Raw genomic sequence first — 22560 nt, forward strand, 5'->3', positions numbered from 1 at the left:
GGAGCGGATGATCGTCCTCTCCGAGGCCGTCGGCCTGCTCCGCTTCCTGTTCGTCGACGAGGTCGAGATCGACCCGGTCTCGGCCGAGAAGCAGCTGAAGGGGACCGACGCGGTGGAGGTGCTGGACGCGGCCACCGCCGCCCTCTCGGCGCTGACCGACTGGAGCACCGCTGCGGTGGAGGAGGCGCTCAAGGACGCCCTGGTCGAGGGCCTCGGTCGCAAGCCGCGCCAGGCGTTCGGGCCGGTCCGCGTCGCGATCAGCGGTCGGACCGTCTCCCCGCCGCTGTACGAGTCGATCGAGCTGCTCGGGCGCGAGCGCACGCTGGCCCGGTTGGCCGCCGCCCGCACGCTGGCCGAGCAGCCGCCCGCCGGATGACCGGACCGTGGCCAGGGGACCCGGCTGTCGACGAGCCGTACACCGGCCCACCCCCCATGCTGCGGCCCCAGCAGGTGCTGCTCCGGCCGCCGGCGGTTCCGTGGCAGGCGGCGCCGGCCTGGCAGCAGGCGGTGCTCCGGTTCCCGCCCCCGCCGCCGCAGTTCTGGACGCCGCCCCCCGGCACGCCGCCCCACGACGTCCCCCGGCCGTTCCTGCAGGTGATGCGCTCGCGGGACTGGGCCTGGTGGCGGCCGCTGCTCGGCCTGCTGCTGATCAGCGTCGTCTACGTCGTCGCCGTCGTCGTCGTCGGCCTCCTGGCGCTGGTCACCGGCCTGGCGCCGGACCTCGACCTGCTCGACCTGGTCGATCCCGCCGTCCTGCTCGTGACCAACCTGGCCTTGATCGTCGCCGTCCCCGTGGTGTGGCTGGCGTGGGCGGCGGCGCACGGCATGCGGATCGGGTGGTCGTCGTCGGTTCTGGCGCGGCTGCGCTGGCGGCTGATCCCGCCGTTCACGCTGATCGCGCTGTTCACGCTCGGGACGGGCATCGGCCTGTCGATCCTGCTGTCGGTCCTCCTGGGCGAGGAGGCGGTCACCGGTCCCGTGGCCGACTACGGCTGGCTGCTCGTCGTGGTCCTCCTCACCACGCCGCTGCAGTCCGCGGCGGAGGAGTACCTGTTCCGGGGGTACCTCAGCCAGGCGATCGCCGGCTGGATCCGCGGACCCGCGGCCGGGGCGCTGGTGGCCGGAGTGCTCACCGCCGCCCTGTTCTCCCTCGCGCACGCCCCGGGGGACTGGCCGACCTTCCTCGACCGCTTCGCGTTCGGCCTCGCCGCCTCCGCCGTCGTCTGGCTGACCGGTGGGCTCGAGGCGGCGATCGTGCTGCACGCGGTCAACAACGTGCTGGTCTTCGTGCTCGCGGGGGCGCTGGGGGAGGCGGTGGCCACCGAGGAGGTTCCGGACGGGACCGGCCTGCTGTTCCTCGCGGTCAGCCTGCTCACGATGGCCGCGTACGTCGCGCTGGTCGGCCGTGCGGCACGTCGGTTGAGACCCGAGACGCACACCGCGGCCCAGGACCTGCGGCGCCCACCCGCGCTGCTGCCGGCACCCGTCCGCTGACCCGCCGACCCCGGGGCGGTGCCACTGCGCCCCGGGGCGTCGGGTATCGTCTTCTGCGGCGCCGCGAGGTGCCACCCATGGGGTATGGGGTAATTGGCAGCCCGACGGTTTCTGGTTCCGTTAGTCTAGGTTCGAGTCCTGGTACCCCAGCGAGGAAGCAGTTCTCTCCTCCGCAGCACGCACGGCCCCGTCGTCTAGCGGCCCAGGACGCCGCCCTCTCACGGCGGTAGCGAGGGTTCGAATCCCTTCGGGGCTACGCAGCACGAGAACCCCCGGCCATCCGGCCGGGGGTTCTCTGCGTTCCCGCCCACCCGCGGACGCCGGCACCGGAGCGGCATGGCAAAATGGCGGGCGCACACGGCCCCGTCGTCTAGCGGCCTAGGACGCCGCCCTCTCACGGCGGTAGCGAGGGTTCGAATCCCTTCGGGGCTACACCGTGCGAGAGCCCCCGACCGCCCGGTCGGGGGCTCTTGCCGTTCCGGGACCGATTGGCCCGCTGATCTTCGCGGGCGATAGCGTCGGGCCATGATCCGGACGAGTCGTCGCCTGGCCGACGGCCGCGAGATCCTGTACTTCGATCGCGATCCGGTTCCGCGCGAGGCCGTCGACACCCGCGACCTGCCGGCCGTCGCCACCCGTTCCCAGCTGCGCTACGACGCCCTCCTCGGGGAGTGGGTCGCGCTGGCGTCCCACCGGCAGACCCGCACGTTCCTCCCGCCGGCCGACGAGTGCCCCCTGGACCCGTCCCGGCCCGGCCGGCCGACCGAGATCCCCGAGAGCGACTACCAGGTGGTGGTCTTCGAGAACCGGTTCCCGTCCCTGGCCACCGGGGTGGAGCGCGATGTCCCCCCGTCGGCGCCCGGCAATCCATTGGCGGAGTTGCGTCCGGGCTTCGGTCGCTGCGAGGTGGTCTGCTTCACCAGCGAGCACGACCGGGTGTTCGCCGACCTCGGTGCCGACCGGGCGCGGCTCGTCGTCGACGTGTGGGCCGACCGGACGGCGGAGCTGAGTGCCCTCGACGGGGTGGAGCAGGTCTTCTGCTTCGAGAACCACGGCGAGGAGATCGGCGTGACCCTCTCGCACCCGCACGGGCAGATCTACGCCTACCCGTTCGTGACGCCCCGGGTGGAGAAGGTGCTGGCGTCCGTCCGGCGGCACCGCGAGGCCACGAGTGGCGACCTGTTCGCCGAGGTGGTCGCCGCGGAGGCCACCGGGCCGCGGGTCGTGGCCGCCAACGAGCTCTGGACCGCCTTCGTCCCCGCCGCCGCCCGCTGGCCCTACGAGGTGCAGTTCTTCCCGCTGCGCAAGGTCGCCGACCTGCCCGAGCTCACCGACGCCGAGCGGGACGCCTTCGTCGAGGTCTACCTCGACGTGCTGGCCCGCTTCGCCCGCCGGTTCGACACCCCGATGCCCTACATCGCCTCCTGGAACCAGGCGCCCCGACGCGGCCGGCACGACTGGTGGCTGCACCTGCAGCTGTTCTCCCTTCGCCGCGCGCCGGGCAAGCTGAAGTACCTCGCCGGCTCCGAGTCCGGCATGGGCGCCTTCATCACCGACACCAACCCCGAGGACGTCGCCGAGCAGCTGCGCGCCGTGAAGGTGACGGTCGAGTGAGCATCGCACGGAGCGCCAGCGACCGAGGAGCGGAGCGAGGCCGGAACCGAACCGTCAGCACCGTCGTGGTCGAGTGAGGACCGACGCAGAGGCGGCCCCGATCGCCGCCGAGGCGTTCACCGACCGCTTCGGGACGGCGCCCGAGGGCGTCTGGGCCGCGCCCGGCCGGGTGAACGTGATCGGTGAGCACACCGACTACAACGACGGCTTCGTGCTGCCCGTGGCGCTACCGCACACCACTCGAGCGGCGGTCGCCCGGCGCACCGACGGCCGCGTCGCGCTGGCTTCGCTGCAGGGCGGCGGGGCGCTGGTCGAGCTGGCGGTCGACGAGCTGACCCCCGGCAGGCCGGACGGCTGGGCCGGCTATCCGGCCGGGGTGGTCGAGGGGCTCCGTGACCGGCTGGCCGGCGGGGTGAGCGTCCTGGTGGACACCGACGTCCCGGTGGGCGCAGGCCTGTCGTCGTCCGCGGCGCTGACCTGCTCGGTCGCGCTCGCGCTGAGCGACCTCGTCGCACCGGAGCTCGGGCGCACCGACCTGGTGGAGCTGGCCCGCCGGTCGGAGAACGACTTCGTCGGGGCGCCGACGGGCATCCTCGACCAGTCGGCCTCGCTGCTGTGCACCGCCGGCAACGCGCTCTTCCTCGACACCCGCGAGCGGCGGACCGACCAGGTGCCGCTGGATCTGGCCGCCGCCGGCCTGGAGCTCCTGGTCGTCGACACCGGCACCTCGCACACGCACGCCGACGGCGGCTACGGCGACCGCCGGCGCGAGTGCGAGGAGGCCGCCGCCCGGCTCGGCGTCCCGGCCCTGCGCGACATCGCCGACGTCGCCGGCCTGGCGGGACTGGACGACGACGTGCTGCTCCGCCGGGCCCGGCACATCGTCACCGAGAACGCCCGTGTGCTCGAGGTGGTCCGCATCCTGCGCGGCAGCGCCGACCCGCGGGACATCGGGCCGGTCCTGACGGAGGGTCACGTCTCGCTGCGCGACGACTTCCAGATCTCCACCGTCGAGCTCGACGCCTGCGTCGACGCGGCCGTCGGGGCCGGGGCGCACGGGGCCCGCATGGTCGGGGGCGGCTTCGGCGGCAGCGCCGTGGTGCTCGTCGACCGCGACCGCGCCGACGCGGTCGCCGAGGCGGTCCGGACGAGGTTCGCGCGCGAGGGGTTCGCCGCGCCGAGGACGTTCGACGTGGTGCCGTCGGCCGGTGCCCGCCGCATCGCCTGACCGAGGAGGACCGTGGACGACACCCTGAGGCTGGACGCGAACGTCGTCGACTACGCGCTGGTCGCCGTCTACTTCGCGGTCGTCCTGCTGATCGGGCTCGCTGCCCGCCGGCGCGTGTCCGACAGCCTCGACTTCTTCCTGTCCGGCCGGTCGCTGCCGGCCTGGGTGACCGGGCTGGCGTTCATCTCGGCCAACCTGGGCGCGGTCGAGATCATCGGGATGTCGGCGAACGGCGCCCAGTACGGCATGGCGACGATGCACTACTTCTGGATCGGTGCCGTCCCGGCCATGCTCTTCCTGGGCGTCGTCATGATGCCCTTCTACTTCGGCTCGAAGGTCCGCAGCGTCCCGGAGTTCATGCGCCGCCGGTTCGGAACAGGCGCGCACCTGGTCAACGCGATCAGCTTCGCCGTCGCCCAGGTCCTCATCGCCGGGATCAACCTGTACCTGCTGGCGACGATCGTCGGCTCGCTGCTCGGCTGGCCGCTGTGGGTGTCGCTGATCCTCGCCGCGGTCATCGTCCTCAGCTACATCACGCTGGGCGGGCTCTCGGCGGCGATCTACAACGAGGTCCTGCAGTTCTTCGTCATCGTCGCTGCCCTCCTGCCACTGACCCTGATCGGGCTGCACAAGGTCGGGGGGATCGGCGGTTTCATCGACGCCGTCCGCGAGTCACCGGGTGGGGAGGAGCAGCTATCCTCCTGGCCCGCGACGAACCTCTCCGGCTTCGAGAACCCGGTGTGGTCGGTGATCGGGATCGTCTTCGGCCTCGGGTTCGTGCTGTCGTTCGGCTACTGGACGACGAACTTCGTCGAGGTGCAGCGGGCGATGGCGACCAAGTCGATGTCCGCGGCCCGGAGCACCCCGATCATCGGCGCCTTCCCGAAGATGTTCGTGCCGTTCATCGTCGTCATCCCGGGCATGATCGCCGGCGTCCTGGTGACCGAGATGATCGACTACAAGGCCGATCCCACGGGCGGCGGCGACATCGACTACAACGACGCGATCCTGCTGCTGATCCGCGACGTCCTGCCCAACGGTCTGCTGGGCATCGCGATCGCGGGTCTGCTGGCGGCCTTCATGGCGGGCATGGCGGCCAACATCTCGTCCTTCAACACCGTCTTCAGCTACGACCTGTGGCAGCAGTACGTGAAGAAGGACCGGCCCGACGACTACTACCTGCGGGTCGGCCGGTGGGCCACGGTCGGTGCCACGGCGGCGGCGGTCGGGACGGCGCTGATCGCGGCAGGCTACGACAACCTGATGGACTACCTGCAGACGCTCTTCGGGTTCTTCAACGCCCCGTTGTTCGCGACGTTCATCCTCGGCATGTTCTGGAAGCGGATGACCCCGACCGCCGGGTGGGTCGGCCTGGTCTCCGGCACCGTCGCCGCGATCACCGTCGACCGGCTGGTGGCCGCCGGGGTGTTCGACCTGCCGGGTCAGGGCGGTGCCTTCGTGGCGGCCGGCGCGGCGTTCGTGGTCGACATCGTGGTGAGCGTGGCGGTCACCCAGGTGACCGCGCCGAAGCCGGTGAGCGAGCTCGCCGGGCTGGTGTACTCCGAGACGCCCAAGGAGCAGCGGACCGATCCCGAGGCCCATCGCCTGCCCTGGTACCAGTCGCCGGTGCCGCTGGCCGGGATCGCGCTGGCCATGGTGGTCGCCCTGAACGTGATCTTCCGATGAGAGGGGCTCGTCGATGAGCGACAAGCAGACCGCCGGGGCGTTCGACGTCCGCAACGTGATCGCCGGCCTCATCGGCTTCTACGGCGTCGTCCTCGTGATCGTCGGCCTCGTCGACCGGTCGGAGGAGGCGCTGGCGAAGGCAGACGGCGTCAACGCGAACCTGTGGGCCGGGATCGCGATGGTCGTCGTCGCGGCGGGCTTCGCCCTCTGGTCTCGACTGCGCCCGATCGTCGTCGAGACCCCGAAGCGCACCGGTGGCGACGAGGCGGTCCGCGAGTAGTGCCTGCACCACCGGCGTCCCGCCGTCGGTGGGGGGACGTCGCACTGGCGGCGGCGCTGTACGGGGTCGCTGCCGTGCTCGGGCTGGCCTCCGTCGCGGCGGTGAACGCTCAGCAGCTGCTGACCGGTGAGGAGGCGTCGGTCAGCGCGCTGGACGTCGTCGCGGTGCCCGCCCGCTTCCAGCCCACGGAGTTCGCCACCAACTTCGCCGGCCACCTGCACTTCTGGGCCTTCTCGCACCTGGATCCCGACATCGACCTGTTCTACGGCCGGGACGGCAAGGCGCTGACCATGGCGCTGATCGCGCCGCTGGTCTTCCTGACACTGCGCCGCCGGCTGGACTGCGGCCGCACCGTCTCGGTGTTCGGGGCACTGCTCGCGGTGCTCCTGCCTGGCGTCAGCGCCCTCGCCTGGCTGGCCACGGAGAACGGGCTCGAGGCCGTGTGGGGTCTGGCCTCGCTGCTCCTCGCGACGTCACGGCGGCGGACATGGGTGCTCGCACCGGTGGGCGCCAGCATCGCGGTCTCCACCTACGGGGCAGGCCTGGCATGGGCGGCTGCGGTCGCCCTGGTCCTGGCGGCGCGGGTGGTCCGGTCCGATCGGCGCCTCCGCGACGCGACGGCGACCGGAGTGACGAGCGTCGCGGCGGTGGGCATCGTGCTGTTCCCACTCGTGTGGTGGCGGGAGGGCGGACGGGTCCTCGTGGGGGGAGGCTCCCCGGAAGATGCCGCGCCGGGAGTGGCACTGACGACCCTCGTGGAGGAACTGGCCGGAGGCGGCGACTCCTACTACTTCTTCACCCACGCGCCGGCGCTCGGCTCCCCGTGGCTGGCCGCCGTCCTGACCGGGGCACTGGTGGCAGCGACAGCCTGGCGGCCTGCGCTGTGGCCGTGGACGGCCACCGTCGCGCTGACGGTGATCCTGTACGCCCTCAGCGGCGGGATCCTCGGCGCCCGGCGGCTGATCGCGGTGCCGGTGGTGGCGGCCATCGCACTGGCCGTGGCGCTGGAGCTCGTCTCCGGCCGCCTCCTTCCCCGGGCCCGCACGGTGCTGGTGACCGCGGTCGCGCTGGCGGTGCTCGGGCCGCTGGGGGTGCAGCATCTCGACATGCGCACGGAGTGGGCGACCGGTCGGTACGCGCTGCCGGACGACTTCCTCTTCCCGATGGCGGAGGGCCGGACGATGCCCGAGGAGGTCGCCGCGCTCACCGCGGACCTGAACGCCGGGGAGGCGACCTACCGGGAGGTGGCCCGCGAGAGGGACGGCGGGCGGTCCCTGGCGATGGTCTGGCTGCTCGCCGCCCGTCGCGGCGGCGACCTGACGGGGCTGGCCGGGCCCGAGGACATCGAGGAGCTGATCAGCCGAGGACCGTGACCGGCACCCGCTGCACGAGGTTGTTGGCCATGCCCTGGCGGTTCCACTCCTGCGCGACCGGCTGGCTGCCGCCCTCGTCCGTCGCCCGCACCGTGAGCTGGTGGGTGCCGGGAGTCGCGGTCCAGTCGTACGTCCAGGCCCGCCACGCGTAGGGGTGCGCCGGGTCGGTGGGCGCCAGGACGGCGTCGTCCCACGAGGCCCCGCCGTCCGTGCTGACCTCGACCCTGGTGATCGGTGCCCGGCCCGACCACGCACGCCCGGACAGCGGTACCGGTCCGGCCCGGACGAAGCGCTCGCGGGTCATGAAGTCCGGCCAGCCCGGGGGTGCGAGCAGGGCCCGCGGCCGGATCCGGGTGACCGGCTCGCCGTCCTCGTGCGGATCGACCTTGAGCCGGTAGGCAGTGGCGTTCTGGAATCCGGTGTACGGCTCGGTCAGCACCTCGATGCGGTCCAGCCACTTCACGTGCGCCATCCCGTACCAGCCGGGGACCAGGAGCCGCAGCGGAGCGCCGTGCTGGGGCGGCAGGGCAGCGCCGTTCATCGCCCAGACCAGCAGCACGTCGGGACGCATCGCCTCGGCCAGCGAGAGTCCGCGCGTGTAGTCCTGCTCGACGCCGCGCTCCACCCCGTGGTCGGCACCGGTGAAGGAGACGTCGACGGCGTCCGGGCCGACCCCGGCCTCGCGGAGGACTCCGGCGAGCGGCGTGCCGGTCCACTCGGCGCTGCCGACGGCCTCGAGCAGCCAGGGCTGGCTGACCGGCCGCGGCTCGAGGCGCGCCCGGCCGTTCCCGGCGCACTCGAGCAGGACGCGGGTGGTCACCGCCGGACGTCGCTGGAGGTCCTCGAGCGAGAGGCTCAGGGGCCGCTCGACTGCCCCGCCGAGCGACAGTCGCCATGACGCCATGTCGACAGCCGGGATGTCGTAGTGCGTGAGCACGTAGTGCAGGCCCGGGGGAGTGACGTCGTAGCGCAGCGCCTCCAGGGGCATCCCGTGGTTGCGGGCGGCCAGCGCCAGCTCGTCGAGCGAGATCCCCTCGCCCGGCTCGGCGATGCGGGCTCGGGCACGCGGCTCCGTGGCGGTCATGCCGACGTGTCTACGCCGGAGCGGTGCCCCGCGGAAGGGTCCGGGCGACGCAATCGTGTCAAGCGTGCTTGACTCCGCCTGGTCAAGCAAGCTTTACTCCCCCCCCGGAACCCGAGGACGCGAGGAGCTCGACATGACCAGCACGCCCGCCACCGCGCGCCGCAGGCCCACCTCCAGGGACCTGCTCGGAATGTGGCTGACCGGACTGGTGCTGGCCGCAGGCCTCGGCCTGGCCGCGGCCTTCCTCGCCGACGAGCAGTTCTGGCTGACCTTCGGCGTCTACACGGCATGCTTCCTGAGTCCGTGCATCGGGCTGGCCTGGCTCCTGGTGGGCCCGGGCCGTCGGCAGTCGGTGGATCCGCGCGCCGAGGAGAACATCGAGTCGCGGTGGATCGAGAAGGCCGCGTCGGGGGCGGTGTTCGACCTGGTCCCGGCCGTCGGCGTGGCACTCGCCTCGACGAGCCTCTTCGGACTCGAACTGGCCGGGGACGTGGCCCTGCTGGGCGTCGCCGCCTTCGTCGTGGTCGACGGTGGACTGCGCTACCTGGTGCTCAGCCGTCGGGAGTCGTGAGCCGTGGACAACGACCTCGCCGAACGGCGCGCGCGGCTCGGCTGGTCCCAGGCGGTGCTGGCCGAACGACTCGGGGTGTCCCGCCAGACGGTCATCTCGATCGAGCGTGGCCGCTTCGACCCCTCACTGCCCCTGGCCTTCCGCATCGCGGACGTCCTGGGCGCCCGGATCGACGAGATCTTCTCGCCGGCGTCGGACCCGGTCGCTACCGCGCCGAACGGCTGATCGCCGCGGCCGCGTCGAGTACGGCGCCGATGGTCTCGGGGCTGGGCCGCCGGCCGAGCCGCTCGACCGGCCCGGATATCGACACCGCGCCGAGCACCGCTCCGACGCCGTCGCGCACCGGCGCAGAGAGCGAGGCGACCCCCGGCTCGCGCTCGGCGACGCTGTGCGCCCAGCCGCGGCGGCGCACCTCGAGCAGCGTGCGGGCGGTGAAGCTGGCGGCCGGCAGGAGGCGGGTGACCTCCTCGGCCGGCGTGAACGCGAGGAGTGCGTGCGCGGCCGAGCCGGCGGTCATCGGCAGCCGCGCGCCGACGGGGACGGTGTCGCGAAGCCCGCTGGTCCGCTCCGCCGCGGCGATGCACACGCGCATCGCGCCGTCGCGCACGTAGAACTGGGCGCTCTCGCCGCTGGTGTCCCGCAGCGCGACCAGGTGCCGGCCGGCGAGCTCGGCGAGGTCGCCGCCGCCGCGGCCGAGCTCGCCGAGGGCCGGCCCGGGCACCCACGAGCCCTCCGTCGTCCGCCGGACGAGCCGGTGCCCCTCCAGGGCCACCGCCAGCCGGTGGGCGGTGGCGCGCGGCAGGCCGGTACGGCTGACGAGCTCGGCGAGCGTCGCCGGCTCGTCGGCGACGGCGCGGAGAATGGACACCGCTTTGTCCAAGACGGCAACGGGGTTAGGCTGTCCCACACAGCAATACTCGCATCTCACTATGTGAGAACACCAGCGAGTTGCCCCGTGAGAGGAAGAACCGTGCCGAAGACCCTGGCGGAGAAGGTCTACGAGTCCCACGTGGTGCGCAGCGCCGCGGGCGAGCCCGACCTGCTCTACATCGACCTGCACCTCGTGCACGAGGTCACCAGCCCCCAGGCGTTCGACGGGCTGCGGGCCGCCGGGCGCACCGTGCGCCGGCCGGACCTCACGATGGCGACCGAGGACCACAACGTCCCGACGCTGGACATCCTCAAGCCCATCGCCGACCCGGTGAGCCGGGCGCAGATCGAGGCGCTGCGGCGGAACGCCGCCGAGTTCGGCATCCGCCTGGCGCCCATGGGTGACCGCGACCAGGGCATCGTGCACGTCATCGGCCCGCAGCTCGGGCTGACGCAGCCCGGCATGACGATCGTCTGCGGCGACAGCCACACCTCCACGCACGGCGCCTTCGGCGCGCTCGCCTTCGGCATCGGCACCAGCGAGGTCGAGCACGTGCTCGCCACGCAGACCCTGCCGCAGTACCGGCCGAAGCAGATGGCGGTCACCGTGGACGGGGAGCTGGCACCGGGGGTCTCGGCGAAGGACATCATCCTCGCCGTCATCGCCCAGATCGGGACCGGCGGCGGCCAGGGCCACGTCATCGAGTACCGCGGCAGCGCCATCGAGAAGCTGTCGATGGAGGCCCGGATGACGGTCTGCAACATGTCGATCGAGGCCGGCGCCAAGGCCGGTCTGATCGCGCCCGACCAGACGACCTTCGACTTCCTGCAGGGGCGCGAGCACGCGCCCCAGGGCGCGGACTGGGACGCCGCGGTCGCGTACTGGTCGACCCTGCGCACCGACGAGGACGCCGTCTTCGACCGCGAGGTGCACATCGACGCGGCGTCGCTCACCCCCTACGTCACCTGGGGCACCAACCCCGGACAGGGCCTGCCGATCGACGGCATCGTCCCCGACCCGGCCGACTTCGCCGACGACGACGAGCGCCGTGACGTCGAGCAGGCGCTGGCCTACATGGGGCTGACCGCGGGCACCCCGCTGCGCGACATCAAGGTGGACACCGTGTTCCTCGGCTCCTGCACCAACGGCCGGATCGAGGACCTGCGGGTCGCCGCCGACCTCCTGCGCGGCAGGCACATCGACCCCGACACCCGGATGCTCGTCGTCCCCGGCTCGGTGGGGGTCAAGGCGCAGGCGGAGGCCGAGGGCCTGGACCAGGTGTTCCTCGACGCCGGCGCCGAGTGGCGTGGCGCGGGCTGCTCGATGTGCCTGGGCATGAACCCCGACCAGCTCAAGCCCGGCGAGCGCTCGGCCTCGACCAGCAACCGCAACTTCCAGGGCCGCCAGGGCAAGGGTGGCCGCACCCACCTCGTCTCGCCGTCGGTGGCCGCCGCCACCGCCCTCACCGGGAAGCTGACCGCCCCCGCCGAGCTGAAGGACTCGGTGACCGTCTGATGGACGCCTTCATCACCCACACCGGCACGGCGGTCCCGCTGCGGCGGTCGAACGTCGACACCGACCAGATCATCCCGGCCGAGTACCTGAAGCGGATCACCCGCACCGGCTTCGCCGACGGGCTGTTCAAGGCCTGGCGCACCAACGAGCCGGACTTCGTCCTGGACCAGCCCCAGTACGCCGGTGCCTCGATCCTGGTCGCGGGCCCGGACTTCGGCACCGGCTCCTCCCGCGAGCACGCGGTGTGGGCGCTCAACGACGGCGGCTTCCGGGTCGTCATCAGCTCCCGGTTCGCCGACATCTTCCGCAACAACTCGACGAAGGCCGGGCTGCTGACCGTGCTCCTGCCGCAGGAGGACGTCGAGGCGCTGTGGGCCCGTATCGAGGCGGAGCCGGCCACACCGGTGACCGTCGACCTGCAGGATAAGCAGGTCACCTACGGCGACGTGACGGTGCCGTTCGAGATCGACGACTACACCCGCTGGCGGCTGCTGGAGGGGCTCGACGACGTGGGCCTCACCGAGCGCAACCTCGGCGACATCGAGACCTACGAGGCGGCCCGGCCGTCCTGGCTGCCGTCGGCACTGCCCGCGAAGTCGCGGTAGTAGTCCGCGGCGGGGACCCCGGGACGGCCGCCGAGCACCCACGCGCTGCCCTTCGCCGACGGCGGGAACAGCCGGCCGACGACGCCCTCCCAGTGCACCCCGAGGTCGAGCAGGGCGGCCGGTATCGCGCCGCCCTGGCTGCAGACGACGGTGACGCCGGGCGTGGGCCGGGGCTCGAGCAGCCGCTCGAGCACTGCCATGCCTGCCGCCGGATCGGCGCTGAACTCCTCCTCGCCGAGCTCGTCGACGGGCTGCACCTCGAGGCCCAGCCGCTCGGCGAGCGGCTGGGCCGTCTCCTCGCAGCGGGCGCGCCGGGCCGACAGCACCGCCGTCGGCGCGAAGACCGGCAGCACCTCGGCGATCCGCCGGGCCTGGGCCCGGCCCTTGCGGTCCAGCGGGCGCAGGTCGTCGGGCCCGTCCCAGTCCGACCGGCTGCCGGCCCGGGCGTGCCGGAGCAGGACCAGACTCGGCATCAGGGGCACGTCGGTCCGTGCCAGGTCGTCGAGGACGGCGCGGTCGTGGTCGTGGCTGCACAGTGCTGCGGCGTCGGGGAGCGGGAGCCAGCGCAGCTCGTCGACCTCGTCGTTGGCCGCGAAGCTGCCGCCGGCCCACTGCCCGGTCCAGTAGTCGACCTCCTTGGGGGCGGGCCGGCCGTCGGGGAGCTGCACCTCGTAGCGGGTGCGCACGCTGCGCCGGCCGACCACCACCTGTAGACCGGTCTCCTCGATGACCTCGCGGTGCGCCGTCTGCAGCAGGTGCTCGTCGCTCTCCGGCTTGCCCTTCGGCAGCGACCAGTCGTCGTACTTCGGCCGGTGCACCATCGCCGTCTCGACGACGCCGTCGTCGCGGCGGCGCCACACGGCGCAGCCGGCCGCCCGGACCAGCGCCGGCGGCTCAGCCAGCGTGCTCACCCACCTCCGCGAGGCGCTCGGCCTGGTAGTCGCGCTCGCCGCTGCGGGTCCAGTCGCCGTCGCCACCGAGCTGCCAGCTCCTGACGTCGGGGGCCATCGCCTGGTCGAACAGGCGGGCCAGCTCGCGCCGCGCGGTCTCGTCGCAGACCCGCAGCAGCACCTCCACCCGGCGGTCGAGGTTGCGGTGCATCAGGTCGGCGCTGCCCAGCCACCACTCGGGGTCGCCGTCGTTGTCGAACGACACCACGCGGGAGTGCTCCAGGAAGCGGCCCACGATCGAGCGCACGCGGATGCTCTCGGAGAGACCGGGAACGCCCGGCCGGAGCGCGCAGATGCCCCGGATGAGCAGCTCGACCGGCACACCCGCGGCCGACGCCTCGTAGAGCGCGTCGATGATCCGCTCGTCCACCAGCGAGTTCAGCTTCATCCGGATGCCCGAGCTGCGGCCCTCGGTCGCGTTGCGGGCCTCCCGGCGGATCTTCTCGATCAGCCCCGTGCGGATCCCGTGCGGCGCCACCATCAGCATCCGGTAGTTGGTCTGCCGCGAGTAGCCGGTGAGGGTGTTGAACAGGTCGGTGAGGTCGGCGCCGACGCGCGGGTCGGCGGTCAGGATGCCGAGGTCCTCGTAGATGCGCGCGGTCTTGGGGTTGTAGTTGCCGGTGCCGATGTGGCAGTACCGGCGCAGCACCCCGTGCTCGCGGCGCACGACCAGCGCGGTCTTGCAGTGCGTCTTGAGCCCGACCAACCCGTAGACGACGTGGCAGCCCGCCTTCTCCAGCGACCGGGCCCAGGTGATGTTGGCCTCCTCGTCGAAGCGCGCCTTGATCTCGACCAGGACGACGACCTGCTTGCCGGCCTCGGCCGCGTCGATGAGCGCGTTGACGATGGGGGAGTCGCCCGACGTGCGGTAGAGGGTCTGCTTGATCGCCAGCACATGCGGGTCGGCCGCGGCCTGCTCGATGAACCGCTGCACGCTGGTGGCGAACGAGTAGTACGGGTGGTGCACCAGGACGTCGCCCTCGCGCAGCGTCGCGAACACGCTCTTCGGGGTCTCGCCCTCCGACAGCCGCGGATGGGTGGCCGGCACGAACGGGTCGTCCTTGAGCTCGGGCCGGTCGAGGTCGTAGAGGGCCATGAGCGCGGCGAGGTCGAGCAGCCCGGGCACGTGCAGCACGTCCTCGGGCTGCATCTCCATCTCCGACAGCAGCACCTCGAGGATCTGCGGGTCCATCGACTCGGTGACCTCGAGGCGGACCGCGGAGCCGAACCGGCGGCGCGCCAGCTCGCGCTCCAGCGCCTGCAGCAGGTCCTCGTCCCGGTCCTCCTCCACCTCGACGTCGGCGTTGCGGGTCACCCGGAACAGGTGGTGGGAGACGACGTCGAGCCCCGGGAACAGCTGCGGCAGGTGCGCGGCGATGAGGTCCTCGAGCGGGAGGAAGGTCGCCGTCCGGTCCGTCGGCCCCACCGCCACGAAGCGCGGCACGTTGTTCGGCACCTTCACCCGGGCGAAGTGCGCGACGTTGGTGTCGGGGTCGCGCACCATGACGGCGAGGTTCAGCGACAGGCCGCTGATGTAGGGGAAGGGGTGCGCCGGGTCGACGGCGAGCGGGGTCAGGACGGGGAAGACCTGGTCGCGGAAGTACTCGCGCAGCCGGCGGGTGTCCTCGTCCGCGAGGTCCTCCCAGTGCACGATCCGGATGCCGGCGTCCTCCAGCCGGGGCGCGACGTCCTTGAGGAACACGTCGGCGTGCCGGTGCACGAGGTCCTGGGTGCGCTTGGTGATCAGCTCGAGCTGCTCGCGGATGGTCAGCCCGTCGACCGAGCGGACGGTGAGGCCGGTCGAGTGGCGGCGCTTCAGCCCGGCGATGCGCACCATGTAGAACTCGTCGAGGTTGCTGGCGAAGATCGACAGGAACTTGACGCGCTCCAGCAGTGGGAGCTCGTCGTCCTCCGCGAGCTCCAGCACGCGGGCGTTGAAGTCGAGCCAGGACAGCTCGCGGTTCAGGAAGCGGTCGTGCGGCAGGCCGCTGGCGCGGGACGTACTCGTCGAGGGCACGGGATCATCGTGCCGCACCCAGGTGAACGGTGAGGGTTCAGCGCCAGCGGCCGACGAGAGCCGTCGTGCGGACCCCGGCCCCCAGGGACAGGGCGGCGCGCAGGTCGGCCTCGGTGTCCACGTCGCGCAGCAGCCCGGGCCACTCACCGGTGAGCGGCACCGCCCCGCTGGCGAGGTGCGCCTCCGCCGACCGGTCGCCGAACATGGGCCGCAGGCCGGTGCCGACGGCCGCGAGCAGCGTCGTACCCGTGCCGTCGACGTCGGCGACGAACGAGCGGCCCACGCCCGCCGCCTGGAGCGCAGCGGCGAGGTCCGACGGGCGGAGCGCAGGCAGGTCGGAGGACAGCGCGGCGACGGCCGGATTCGTGGCGCTGCGGGCGCCGTGCTCGAGCGCGGGGTTCAGGCCGCGGTCGGGAAGGTCGGGGACGGTGCGCGCACCGAGGAACCGGACGACGTCCGCGGCGGCGGGGTCGTCGGTGACCACCACGACCTCCGCGACGGCTGTGGACGCGACGGCGGCGGCGACGGTGTCGGCGAGAAGGGCGAGCACGAGGTCCCCGTGGTCGGCGCCGAGCCGCTCGGTGAGGGGCCGCAGGCGCGTCTTGGCGATGGTGAGCCGCTTCGCCGGGACGACGACCGACCATCTGCGCACGGCAACATGTGAGCACACCGGCCGCGACGCACAGCGCGGGGAGGGACCCGGTGCGCCGCCCGCGCGTGCCCGGGGTCGATCATGGGGAGGATCACAGCAACGAGGGAAGGCAGGCCGATGGCGGAGGAGACGTCCGCGGACGGGGCGGGACGGCTGGCCGTCGACCGGCCGGCGGGTCGCCGCCCGCCGAGATGGCGCACGCGCGGCAGGCTGTCCTACGGGATGGTTGCCGCGATCCTCGTCATCTACCCGGTCTCCTCGCTCATGTTCCGGCTGCGCTACCGCCACGGCGACCGGCTCCCGCCCCACGGGCCGGTGCTCCTGGTCGCCAACCACGTCTCGGTCCTCGATCCGCTGGCGTGCGCCCGGCTCGTGTTCGACAACGGCCGGCTGCCGCACTTCCTGGCGAAGCAGTCGGTGTTCAAGGGCTTCGCGGGCACGCTCCTGCGCAGCGCCGGTCAGATCCCGGTCGCGCGGTTCTCGGCCGACGCGCACGAGGCACTGGACGCGGCGAAGGCCGACCTGGACGCCGGCAACGTCGTCGTCATCTACCCGGAGGGCTCGGTGACCCGCGATCCCGACTGGTGGCCGATGCAGGCACGCACCGGGGTGGCGCGGCTCGCGCTGACCACCGACGCCGTCGTCCTGCCGGTGGCGCAGTGGGGACCGCAGGAGGTGCACGACTACCACCGCAAGAAGCTGCGACTGCGCTTCCGCGCGCCGGCCGACTACCTGGTGGGTGAGCCCGTGGACCTCTCGGCCCAGCGGGCGCAGGTGCGCGCCGGCCGGTCGCTGAGCACCGAGCTGCTGCGCGAGACGACGGACCTGATCATGGTCGAGGTGCGCAACCAGCTGGCCGAGCTGCGCGCCCTCCCCGCGCCGACGTCGTTCCACCCGCGTCCCCGGCGCGAGCTGCCGGGTGACCTCTCGGGGAGCGCCGCATGACCCGCGCCGCGGTCTTCGGCGCCGGGTCGTGGGGGACGACGTTCGCGAAGGTGCTGGCCGACGCCGGTTGTGACGTGACGCTGCACGCCCGCCGCCAGGAGCTGGCCAAGGCGATCAGCGACGACGGCGAGAACAAGGACTACCTCCCCGGCGTGCGGCTGCCCGAGGCGCTGCGCGCGACCGCCGACCCCGGCGAGGCGTTGCTCGACGCCGAGATCGTCGTCCTGGCCGTCCCGTCGCAGTCGCTGCGGGAGAACCTGACGGAGTGGGCCCCGCTGCTGCCCGGAGACGCGACGCTGCTGTCGCTGATGAAGGGCATCGAGCTCGGCAGCAGCAAGCGCATGAGCGAGGTGATCTGCGAGGTCACCGGTGCCGGGCCCGAGCGGGTCGCCGTCCTCTCCGGGCCGAACCTGGCCCGCGAGATCGCCGAGGAGCAGCCGGCGGCGACCGTCATCGCGTGCACCGACGCCGACCGGGCCGCGGCGCTGCAGGCGGCCTGCCACACGCGGTACTTCCGGCCGTACACGAACCCCGACGTCGTCGGGTGCGAGCTCGGCGGGGCGATCAAGAACGTGATCGCGCTGGCCTGCGGCATCGCCGAGGGGCTGGGGTTCGGCGACAACACCCGCGCCTCGTTGATCACCCGCGGACTGGCCGAGACCGCGCGCCTCGGCATGGTCCTCGGCGCGGAGCTCACGACCTTCGCCGGGCTGGCCGGCATGGGTGACCTGGTGGCCACGTGCAGCTCCCCGCTGTCCCGGAACCGCACGTTCGGCGAGAAGCTCGGCCAGGGCATGTCGGTCGAGGAGGTGCAGCAGAGCACCCGCCAGACCGCGGAGGGCGTGAAGAGCTGCCGCTCGGTCCTCGACCTGGCGCGGGCCCACGACGTGTACGTGCCGCTCACCGAGGCCGTCGTCCGGGTCTGCCACGAGGGCGAGGCGCCCGCCCAGATGGTGAAGGAGATCATGACTCGCGAGGCGAAGGCGGAGTGAGCGGACAGGGGCCTGAGCATCGCAGCGAGGAGCGAGCGAGGAGCGGAGGGCCCCTCGGGAGCGAACCGGGTGCAGTGAGCTGGGGCGACGGCACCCGGTCCGTCCGGGCGGGGGAGGGGCCGGCCGTCCCCGGGGCCCCGTTGCGGCCGTCCCCGGTGTTCGCCGGCCCGTTCCACCTCGGGAGCCTCCCGCCCCGCACCGGCGGCGCCGACGCCTACGCCCGCACCGAGCAGCCGTCGCTCCGGGACTTCGAGGCCGCGGTCGGCGAACTCGACGGCGGCCGCTGCCTGTCGTTCGCGACCGGGATGGCGGCGATCACCGCCGCCGTGCTCGCGTGCACGGGGTCCGGCGACCGCGTCGTCCTGCCGTCGGACGGCTACTACACGACCCGGCTGCTCGCCGCCGAGGAGCTGGAGCGGTTCGGCATCGCGGTCGACCTCGTGGCCACTCCGGAGATCGGTGAGTTCGCCGCGGGCGGCGGGCTGGACGACGTCCGGCTCGTGGTCCTGGAGACCCCCAGCAACCCGAGGCTCGACGTGTGCGACATCGCCGCCGTCGCCCGGGCCGCTCGGGCGGCGGGCGCGCTGGTCGCGGTCGACAACACGACCGCCACCCCGCTCGGCCAGCGGCCGCTCGAACTGGGCGCGCACATGACGGTCGGCAGCGACACCAAGGCGCTGACCGGGCACAGCGACCTGCTGCTCGGTCACGTGAGCGTCGCCGACGAGGACCTCTACGCGCGGGTGAAGGGCTTCCGCGACCGGACCGGCAGCACGCCGGGGCCGTTCGAGGCGTGGCTCGGCCACCGGTCGATGAGCACCCTCGACCTCCGGCTGGCCCGGCAGGCGGCCAACGCGGCCGCGGTCGCCGAGGTGCTGGCCGGTTCCCCGGCGGTCACCGGCGTCCGGTGGCCGTGGCGGGCGTCGGACCCCTCGTTCGGGCTCGCGTCGCGGCAGATGCTGCGGCCGAACGGCGTCGTCTCGGCGGAGCTGGCCGACGAGGACGCCGTGGCGCGCCTCCTGGCGGCCACCCGGCTGTGGACGGCGGCGACCAGCTTCGGCGGTGTGCACAGCACCGTCGACCGGCGGGCCCAGTGGGGCGCCGACGCGGTCGGCCCCGGCTTCGTCCGGTTCTCGTGCGGCATCGAGGACACCGCCGACCTCGTCGAGGACCTGTCAGTCGCCCTGGCTGCCCTCGACTGAGCGCGCGATCCGCCGCCCGTGGGCACCGCGGGCCGTCATCCAGAAGCTGAGGCCCCAGTAGTAGCCGATGTAGGCGAGCGACACCGCGACCACCCACGGGTGCGGGTCGGGCAGCTGCACCACGAGGACGGCGTACGTGACCGCCCAGACGGCGCTCAGCACGAGGGTGAGGCCCTGGAGGGCCTTCGTGCGCGACGGGTACAGGTACCGGATCGGCACGAAGACGAGCACCGCGAAGACGACCAGCGTCACCCCGGTCACCACGTCGCTGACGTCGAGCACGATCACGTAGAAGGCGACGATGTTCCAGTAGCTCGGGAAGCCCAGGAAGAAGTGGTCGGACGTCTTCGCGTCCACCCGGCAGAACTGGTAGCACGACGCGAGCAGGGGCACGGCCGCGAGCATCCAGCCGATCGCGCCCTCGGGCAGGTGCCCGGTCGTCCAGAGCAGGACGATCGGCGCGAACACGTAGGTCAGGTAGTCGACGATGTCGTCGAGCCGGGCCCCGTCGAACCAGGGGATCGTCTCCTTGACGCGGAACCGGCGGGCCAGCATCCCGTCGGTGCCGTCGATGAACAGCGTGGCCAGACCCAGCCACAGCGCGGCCTCCACCTCGCCCTCGAACGCGGCCAGGACGATCAGCAGGCCCAGGACCGAGCCGCTGGCCGTGTAGAGGTGCACGGCGGCGCCGGCGAGGCGGAACGCCGGGGAGAACGGCTCGGGTGGGGCCGCGGAAACCCCGGTCTCTCGCACGCGCAGAGGTTGTCACACCTGCTCCACTAGGGTCGCGGTGATGAGTGGGGATGGCGGGCAGCTGAGGGCGGACAGAGTGCGCGTCGCGGTCGTGTTCGGGGGGCGCAGCGCCGAGCACGCCATCTCCTGCGTCTCGGCCGGGAGCGTCATCGGCGCCCTGGATCCCATTCGCTACGACGTGGTCCGGGTGGGCATCACGCCGGACGGGCGGTGGGTGCTCGCCGACCCCGATCAGCGCCTGGCGATCAGCGGCGGGACGCTGCCCGAGGTCAGCGGGGGGACGGCGGTCTCGCTGGTCGGCGACCCGGGCGGGCGGGGCCTCGCCGTCCTCGAGCCCGGGGCGGCGATCGGGCCGGCGCTCACCGAGGTCGACGTCGTCTTCCCGGTGCTGCACGGCGCGTACGGCGAGGACGGGACGATCCAGGGGCTGCTGGAGATGGCGGGGCTGCCCTACGTCGGGTCCGGCGTGTTCGCCAGCGCCGCGTCGATGGACAAGGAGTTCACCAAGAAGCTCCTCGCCTCCGCAGGGCTGCCCCAGGGTGACCACGTGGTGCTGCGCGATGCCGCCGGCGTGGTCTGCGCCGACCCGGCGCTGCTCGACGAGGCGGCTCGGGGCCGGCTCGGGCTGCCCGTCTTCGTGAAGCCCTCCCGGGCGGGATCGAGCATCGGGATCACCAAGGTGACCGACTGGGCGCAGTTCCCCGAGGCCGTCGCCACCGCTGCCGCCGTCGACCCCAAGGTGATCGTCGAGGCGTCCGTCCCGGGGCGGGAGATCGAGTGCGGCGTCCTCGCCCCCCGTGGTGGCGGGCTGCCCGACGCGAGCCTGCCGGCCGAGATCCGGCTGCGGCCCGGCGTCGACTGGTACGACTTCTCCGCCAAGTACCTCGACGACTCCGTCGACTTCGACGTCCCCGCCGACCTGACGCCGGAGCAGACCGCCGCGGTCCAGGAGGCGTCCAGGCGCGCCTACCTCGCGATGGACTGCCGGGGGCTGGCGCGGGTCGACTTCTTCCTCGGCACGAACCCCGACGGCAGCGACCGGCTGGTCATCAACGAGGTCAACACGATGCCGGGCTTCACGCCGATCTCGATGTTCCCGCGCATGTGGGCGGCGACGGGGCTGAGCTACCCGGAGCTCGTCGATCGGCTGGTGATCTCCGCACTGGACGGCGGCTCCCGGACCGCTCGGTGATCCCGGGGTCCCGGTGATCCAGGGGTCTCGGTGATCCGAGGGCACGGCCCCCTGCGGCGCGGAGGGGCCGCCCTGTTGCTCGTGGTCTCCCTGGCCGGCTGCAGCCACTCGGTGGACGGCGTCCCGACGGCGGGCGCGGCCGTGGACTCGGTGGACTCGCCCGAGGAGCTCGAGGCCCTGGTCGTCGCGTCGGTCCCGTCGGGCCTGCCCCGGCTGGCCGACGACCACCTGGACCCGCCGGCCGGCGCGAAGCGTCTGGAGGACATCGCCGGCTACTCCGACAACCCTGCCCGCGAGCGCGAGGTCCTCGAGGACTACGGCTACCGGTACGGCTGGGAGCGGTTCTGGGGGGAGGGGTCGGGCCCGGTGACCGGTGTCTTCGTGGACCAGTTCGAGTCGCGGGCGGGCGCCGGCGCCTACGCCGAGGACCTGGCCCGCAACGACGCCGAGCGGTACCGCGGCATGCTGCGGGAGAACGCACCGCACCTGCCCGGCGGCTGCCGGATGCTGACCGTGGACGACACCGAGCCGGACGTGGGGCTGAGCGGGCCGGCCGCGTTCGTCTGGTGCGGCCACGGCGTGTTCAGCGTCTCGGTCACGTCGGTGTCGGACTCCGTGGACGCCGCCGAGGAGGAGGTCCGCGCCGTCCTGGCCGACCAGTTGGCGCAGCTGCCGCCCGGCTGAGGCCTATCCGGGCGTCGGTGCGCGGTAGGGGAGTGCGGCGGCGATCTCCGGGCTCAGCGAGGTGACCGGCGCGCTGTCGACCGACGCGGGCAGCGTGATCCGGACGTAGACGGCCCGGTCGACCGCCGTCCAGACCGTGAGGTCGGGGTCGCTGGTGTCGACGTACCACTGGACGCCCTCGATCTGGACGAGGCCGACCCCGGCGACGAAGTCGGCCGGCCGGTCGACCCCGCAGACCAGCACGATCGGGGGCTCGCCCCACGCATAGGCGAAGAGCGAGTCGGAGTCGACCTGCCGCGAGAGCTCGCCGGTGAGCTCGAGCGGAAGGGTGCTCATCAGGGCAGGGCAGGACGCCTCCGCCTCCGGCGTGACCGGCGGGACCTCCACCGGCAGGGGAGGGAGGTCCGCGCGCTGCGAGGTGGGGGCGGCGCCGACGTCCGCCGGGTCGTCGTCCTCGTTCCCGCCGAGGACGTTGACGAGGACGACGAGCGCCACCACCACCGGGACCAGGACCGCCGTGGCGATGATCGCGATCCGGCGGAGCGGGTCCTCGGGTGGTGCCGCGGGCGCCGTCTCCGGCGGGGTCGGCTCCTCGGTCAGGGGGACGTCGCTCAGATGTTGACGACCGGGCACGTGAGCGTGCGGGTGATGCCGTCGACCGACTGCACGCGGGCCACGACGAGGCGGCCGAGGTCGTCGACCGTCTCCGCCTCGGCCCGGACGATGACGTCGTAGGGGCCGGTGACATCCTCGGCCTTGCTCACGCCGTCAATCTCGCTGATGGTCGCCGCCACCTGGGCGGCCTTGCCGACTTCGGTCTGGATGAGGATGTAGGCGTGGACCACGGGAGAC

Annotated in this window: 23 protein-coding genes, 3 tRNA genes and 1 pseudogene; 19 read left to right on the forward strand and 8 right to left on the reverse strand. The window is 73.0% G+C overall.

The features are described from left to right. From E4P40_RS11165 to E4P40_RS11210, 10 genes and pseudogenes are all read left to right on the forward strand, one after another. Positions 1-376, forward strand: a pseudogene (locus E4P40_RS11165) (glutamate--tRNA ligase); the annotation flags it as partial. Further along, positions 373-1494 carry a CPBP family intramembrane glutamic endopeptidase gene (locus E4P40_RS11170; RefSeq protein ID WP_135158710.1) on the forward strand — a complete coding sequence of 374 codons (1122 nt, stop codon included), beginning with the start codon at positions 373-375 and terminating at the stop codon, positions 1492-1494. The pseudogene E4P40_RS11165 and the gene E4P40_RS11170, both read left to right, overlap by 4 nt. 78 nt (positions 1495-1572) lie before the next feature. Continuing rightward, a tRNA-Gln gene (locus E4P40_RS11175) sits at positions 1573-1644 on the forward strand. A gap of 33 nt (positions 1645-1677) precedes the next feature. Further along, positions 1678-1750, forward strand: a tRNA-Glu gene (locus E4P40_RS11180). A gap of 103 nt (positions 1751-1853) precedes the next feature. Further along, a tRNA-Glu gene (locus E4P40_RS11185) sits at positions 1854-1926 on the forward strand. A 93-nt stretch (positions 1927-2019) separates the two neighbouring features. Next, positions 2020-3108 (forward strand): galactose-1-phosphate uridylyltransferase, encoded by a 1089-nt coding sequence (galT, locus tag E4P40_RS11190; RefSeq protein WP_135158711.1) that lies wholly within the window; start codon positions 2020-2022, stop codon positions 3106-3108. 73 nt (positions 3109-3181) lie between these two features. Next, a complete protein-coding gene (gene galK, locus E4P40_RS11195) occupies positions 3182-4336 on the forward strand; it encodes a galactokinase (RefSeq protein ID WP_135158712.1) in 1155 nt (384 codons plus the stop codon). A gap of 12 nt (positions 4337-4348) precedes the next feature. After that, on the forward strand, positions 4349-6022 hold the full coding sequence (locus tag E4P40_RS11200; RefSeq protein WP_135158713.1) for a sodium:solute symporter family protein: 1674 nt from the start codon (positions 4349-4351) through the stop codon (positions 6020-6022). A 13-nt stretch (positions 6023-6035) separates the two neighbouring features. After that, positions 6036-6302, forward strand: a complete 267-nt coding sequence (locus E4P40_RS11205; protein WP_135158714.1) for a hypothetical protein — start codon at positions 6036-6038, stop codon at positions 6300-6302. Beyond that, positions 6302-7675 (forward strand): hypothetical protein, encoded by a 1374-nt coding sequence (locus tag E4P40_RS11210; protein WP_135158715.1) that lies wholly within the window; start codon positions 6302-6304, stop codon positions 7673-7675. Before E4P40_RS11205 ends, E4P40_RS11210 begins: the two co-directional genes overlap by 1 nt. Here the strand turns inward: E4P40_RS11210 and E4P40_RS11215 are convergent. Beyond that, positions 7659-8759 (reverse strand): sulfite oxidase, encoded by a 1101-nt coding sequence (locus tag E4P40_RS11215; protein ID WP_135158716.1) that lies wholly within the window; start codon positions 8757-8759, stop codon positions 7659-7661. The two genes, E4P40_RS11210 and E4P40_RS11215, sit on opposite strands and share 17 nt — an antisense overlap. A 133-nt stretch (positions 8760-8892) precedes the next feature. On the opposite strand from E4P40_RS11215, the gene E4P40_RS11220 reads away from it, so the two are divergent. Continuing rightward, a complete protein-coding gene (locus E4P40_RS11220; RefSeq protein WP_135158717.1) occupies positions 8893-9330 on the forward strand; it encodes a hypothetical protein in 438 nt (145 codons plus the stop codon). A gap of 3 nt (positions 9331-9333) precedes the next feature. Continuing rightward, positions 9334-9555, forward strand: coding sequence for a helix-turn-helix transcriptional regulator (locus tag E4P40_RS11225; protein ID WP_135158718.1), 222 nt, complete (start codon positions 9334-9336; stop codon positions 9553-9555). On the opposite strand, the gene E4P40_RS11230 is transcribed toward E4P40_RS11225, so the two are convergent. Continuing rightward, the gene (locus E4P40_RS11230) at positions 9536-10237 is read right to left on the reverse strand and encodes an IclR family transcriptional regulator (protein WP_135158719.1); all 702 of its coding nucleotides are present in this window, start codon (positions 10235-10237) and stop codon (positions 9536-9538) included. The genes E4P40_RS11225 and E4P40_RS11230 overlap by 20 nt on opposite strands. 63 nt (positions 10238-10300) lie before the next feature. On the opposite strand from E4P40_RS11230, the gene leuC reads away from it, so the two are divergent. After that, entirely contained in the window at positions 10301-11716 is a 1416-nt protein-coding gene (leuC, locus tag E4P40_RS11235; RefSeq protein WP_135158720.1) for a 3-isopropylmalate dehydratase large subunit, read from the forward strand. After that, complete coding sequence (gene leuD / locus E4P40_RS11240) at positions 11716-12321, forward strand: 3-isopropylmalate dehydratase small subunit (RefSeq protein ID WP_135158721.1); 606 nt, start codon at positions 11716-11718, stop codon at positions 12319-12321. The genes leuC and leuD overlap by 1 nt, the downstream gene beginning before the upstream one ends. Here leuD and E4P40_RS11245 read toward each other — a convergent pair. The 3 genes from E4P40_RS11245 to cofC are packed head-to-tail and all read right to left on the reverse strand — an operon-like array spanning position 12264 to position 15940. Beyond that, entirely contained in the window at positions 12264-13232 is a 969-nt protein-coding gene (locus E4P40_RS11245; protein WP_135158722.1) for an NUDIX hydrolase, read from the reverse strand. The genes leuD and E4P40_RS11245 overlap by 58 nt on opposite strands. Next, positions 13216-15288: an RNA degradosome polyphosphate kinase gene (locus E4P40_RS11250; protein WP_245160271.1), complete on the reverse strand. Its 2073-nt coding sequence runs from the start codon at positions 15286-15288 to the stop codon at positions 13216-13218. The genes E4P40_RS11245 and E4P40_RS11250 overlap by 17 nt, the downstream gene beginning before the upstream one ends. A 37-nt stretch (positions 15289-15325) precedes the next feature. Beyond that, entirely contained in the window at positions 15326-15940 is a 615-nt protein-coding gene (gene cofC, locus E4P40_RS11255) for a 2-phospho-L-lactate guanylyltransferase (protein WP_135158724.1), read from the reverse strand. A 117-nt stretch (positions 15941-16057) separates the two neighbouring features. On the opposite strand from cofC, the gene E4P40_RS11260 reads away from it, so the two are divergent. From E4P40_RS11260 to E4P40_RS11270, 3 genes are all read left to right on the forward strand, one after another. Continuing rightward, a complete protein-coding gene (locus E4P40_RS11260) occupies positions 16058-16885 on the forward strand; it encodes a lysophospholipid acyltransferase family protein (protein WP_135158725.1) in 828 nt (275 codons plus the stop codon). After that, positions 16882-17877, forward strand: coding sequence for an NAD(P)H-dependent glycerol-3-phosphate dehydrogenase (locus E4P40_RS11265; protein ID WP_135158726.1), 996 nt, complete (start codon positions 16882-16884; stop codon positions 17875-17877). Before E4P40_RS11260 ends, E4P40_RS11265 begins: the two co-directional genes overlap by 4 nt. Positions 17878-17951: 74 nt before the next feature. Then, positions 17952-19079, forward strand: a complete 1128-nt coding sequence (locus tag E4P40_RS11270; protein WP_135158727.1) for a cystathionine gamma-lyase — start codon at positions 17952-17954, stop codon at positions 19077-19079. Here the strand turns inward: E4P40_RS11270 and E4P40_RS11275 are convergent. Then, the gene (locus E4P40_RS11275) at positions 19053-19832 is read right to left on the reverse strand and encodes a CDP-alcohol phosphatidyltransferase family protein (protein WP_135158728.1); all 780 of its coding nucleotides are present in this window, start codon (positions 19830-19832) and stop codon (positions 19053-19055) included. The two genes, E4P40_RS11270 and E4P40_RS11275, sit on opposite strands and share 27 nt — an antisense overlap. 40 nt (positions 19833-19872) lie before the next feature. Between E4P40_RS11275 and E4P40_RS11280 the strand changes: the two genes are divergently transcribed. After that, positions 19873-21024 carry a D-alanine--D-alanine ligase family protein gene (locus E4P40_RS11280; RefSeq protein WP_135158729.1) on the forward strand — a complete coding sequence of 384 codons (1152 nt, stop codon included), beginning with the start codon at positions 19873-19875 and terminating at the stop codon, positions 21022-21024. A gap of 30 nt (positions 21025-21054) precedes the next feature. Beyond that, entirely contained in the window at positions 21055-21708 is a 654-nt protein-coding gene (locus E4P40_RS11285; RefSeq protein WP_245160272.1) for a hypothetical protein, read from the forward strand. Positions 21709-21711: 3 nt separating this feature from the next. Here the strand turns inward: E4P40_RS11285 and E4P40_RS11290 are convergent, their stop codons facing one another. Both E4P40_RS11290 and E4P40_RS11295 read right to left on the reverse strand, forming a co-directional pair. Further along, entirely contained in the window at positions 21712-22341 is a 630-nt protein-coding gene (locus E4P40_RS11290) for a DUF3515 domain-containing protein (RefSeq protein WP_245160273.1), read from the reverse strand. Then, entirely contained in the window at positions 22320-22553 is a 234-nt protein-coding gene (locus tag E4P40_RS11295) for an Lrp/AsnC ligand binding domain-containing protein (RefSeq protein ID WP_135158730.1), read from the reverse strand. The genes E4P40_RS11290 and E4P40_RS11295 overlap by 22 nt, the downstream gene beginning before the upstream one ends. Positions 22554-22560 lie beyond the last annotated feature (7 nt).

The organism is Blastococcus sp. CT_GayMR20 (assembly GCF_004570345.1).

Excerpts from the sequence above, each read along its gene's own strand:
- E4P40_RS11170 (WP_135158710.1), top strand. The coding sequence starts at position 373 with ATGACCGGACCGTGGCCAGGGGACCCGGCTGTCGACGAGCCGTACACC.
- galT (WP_135158711.1), top strand. The coding sequence starts at position 2,020 with ATGATCCGGACGAGTCGTCGCCTGGCCGACGGCCGCGAGATCCTGTAC.
- E4P40_RS11205 (WP_135158714.1), top strand. The coding sequence starts at position 6,036 with ATGAGCGACAAGCAGACCGCCGGGGCGTTCGACGTCCGCAACGTGATC.
- E4P40_RS11215 (WP_135158716.1), bottom strand. The coding sequence starts at position 8,759 with ATGACCGCCACGGAGCCGCGTGCCCGAGCCCGCATCGCCGAGCCGGGC.
- E4P40_RS11220 (WP_135158717.1), top strand. The coding sequence starts at position 8,893 with ATGACCAGCACGCCCGCCACCGCGCGCCGCAGGCCCACCTCCAGGGAC.
- leuD (WP_135158721.1), top strand. The coding sequence starts at position 11,716 with ATGGACGCCTTCATCACCCACACCGGCACGGCGGTCCCGCTGCGGCGG.
- E4P40_RS11260 (WP_135158725.1), top strand. The coding sequence starts at position 16,058 with ATGGCGGAGGAGACGTCCGCGGACGGGGCGGGACGGCTGGCCGTCGAC.
- E4P40_RS11265 (WP_135158726.1), top strand. The coding sequence starts at position 16,882 with ATGACCCGCGCCGCGGTCTTCGGCGCCGGGTCGTGGGGGACGACGTTC.
- E4P40_RS11280 (WP_135158729.1), top strand. The coding sequence starts at position 19,873 with ATGAGTGGGGATGGCGGGCAGCTGAGGGCGGACAGAGTGCGCGTCGCG.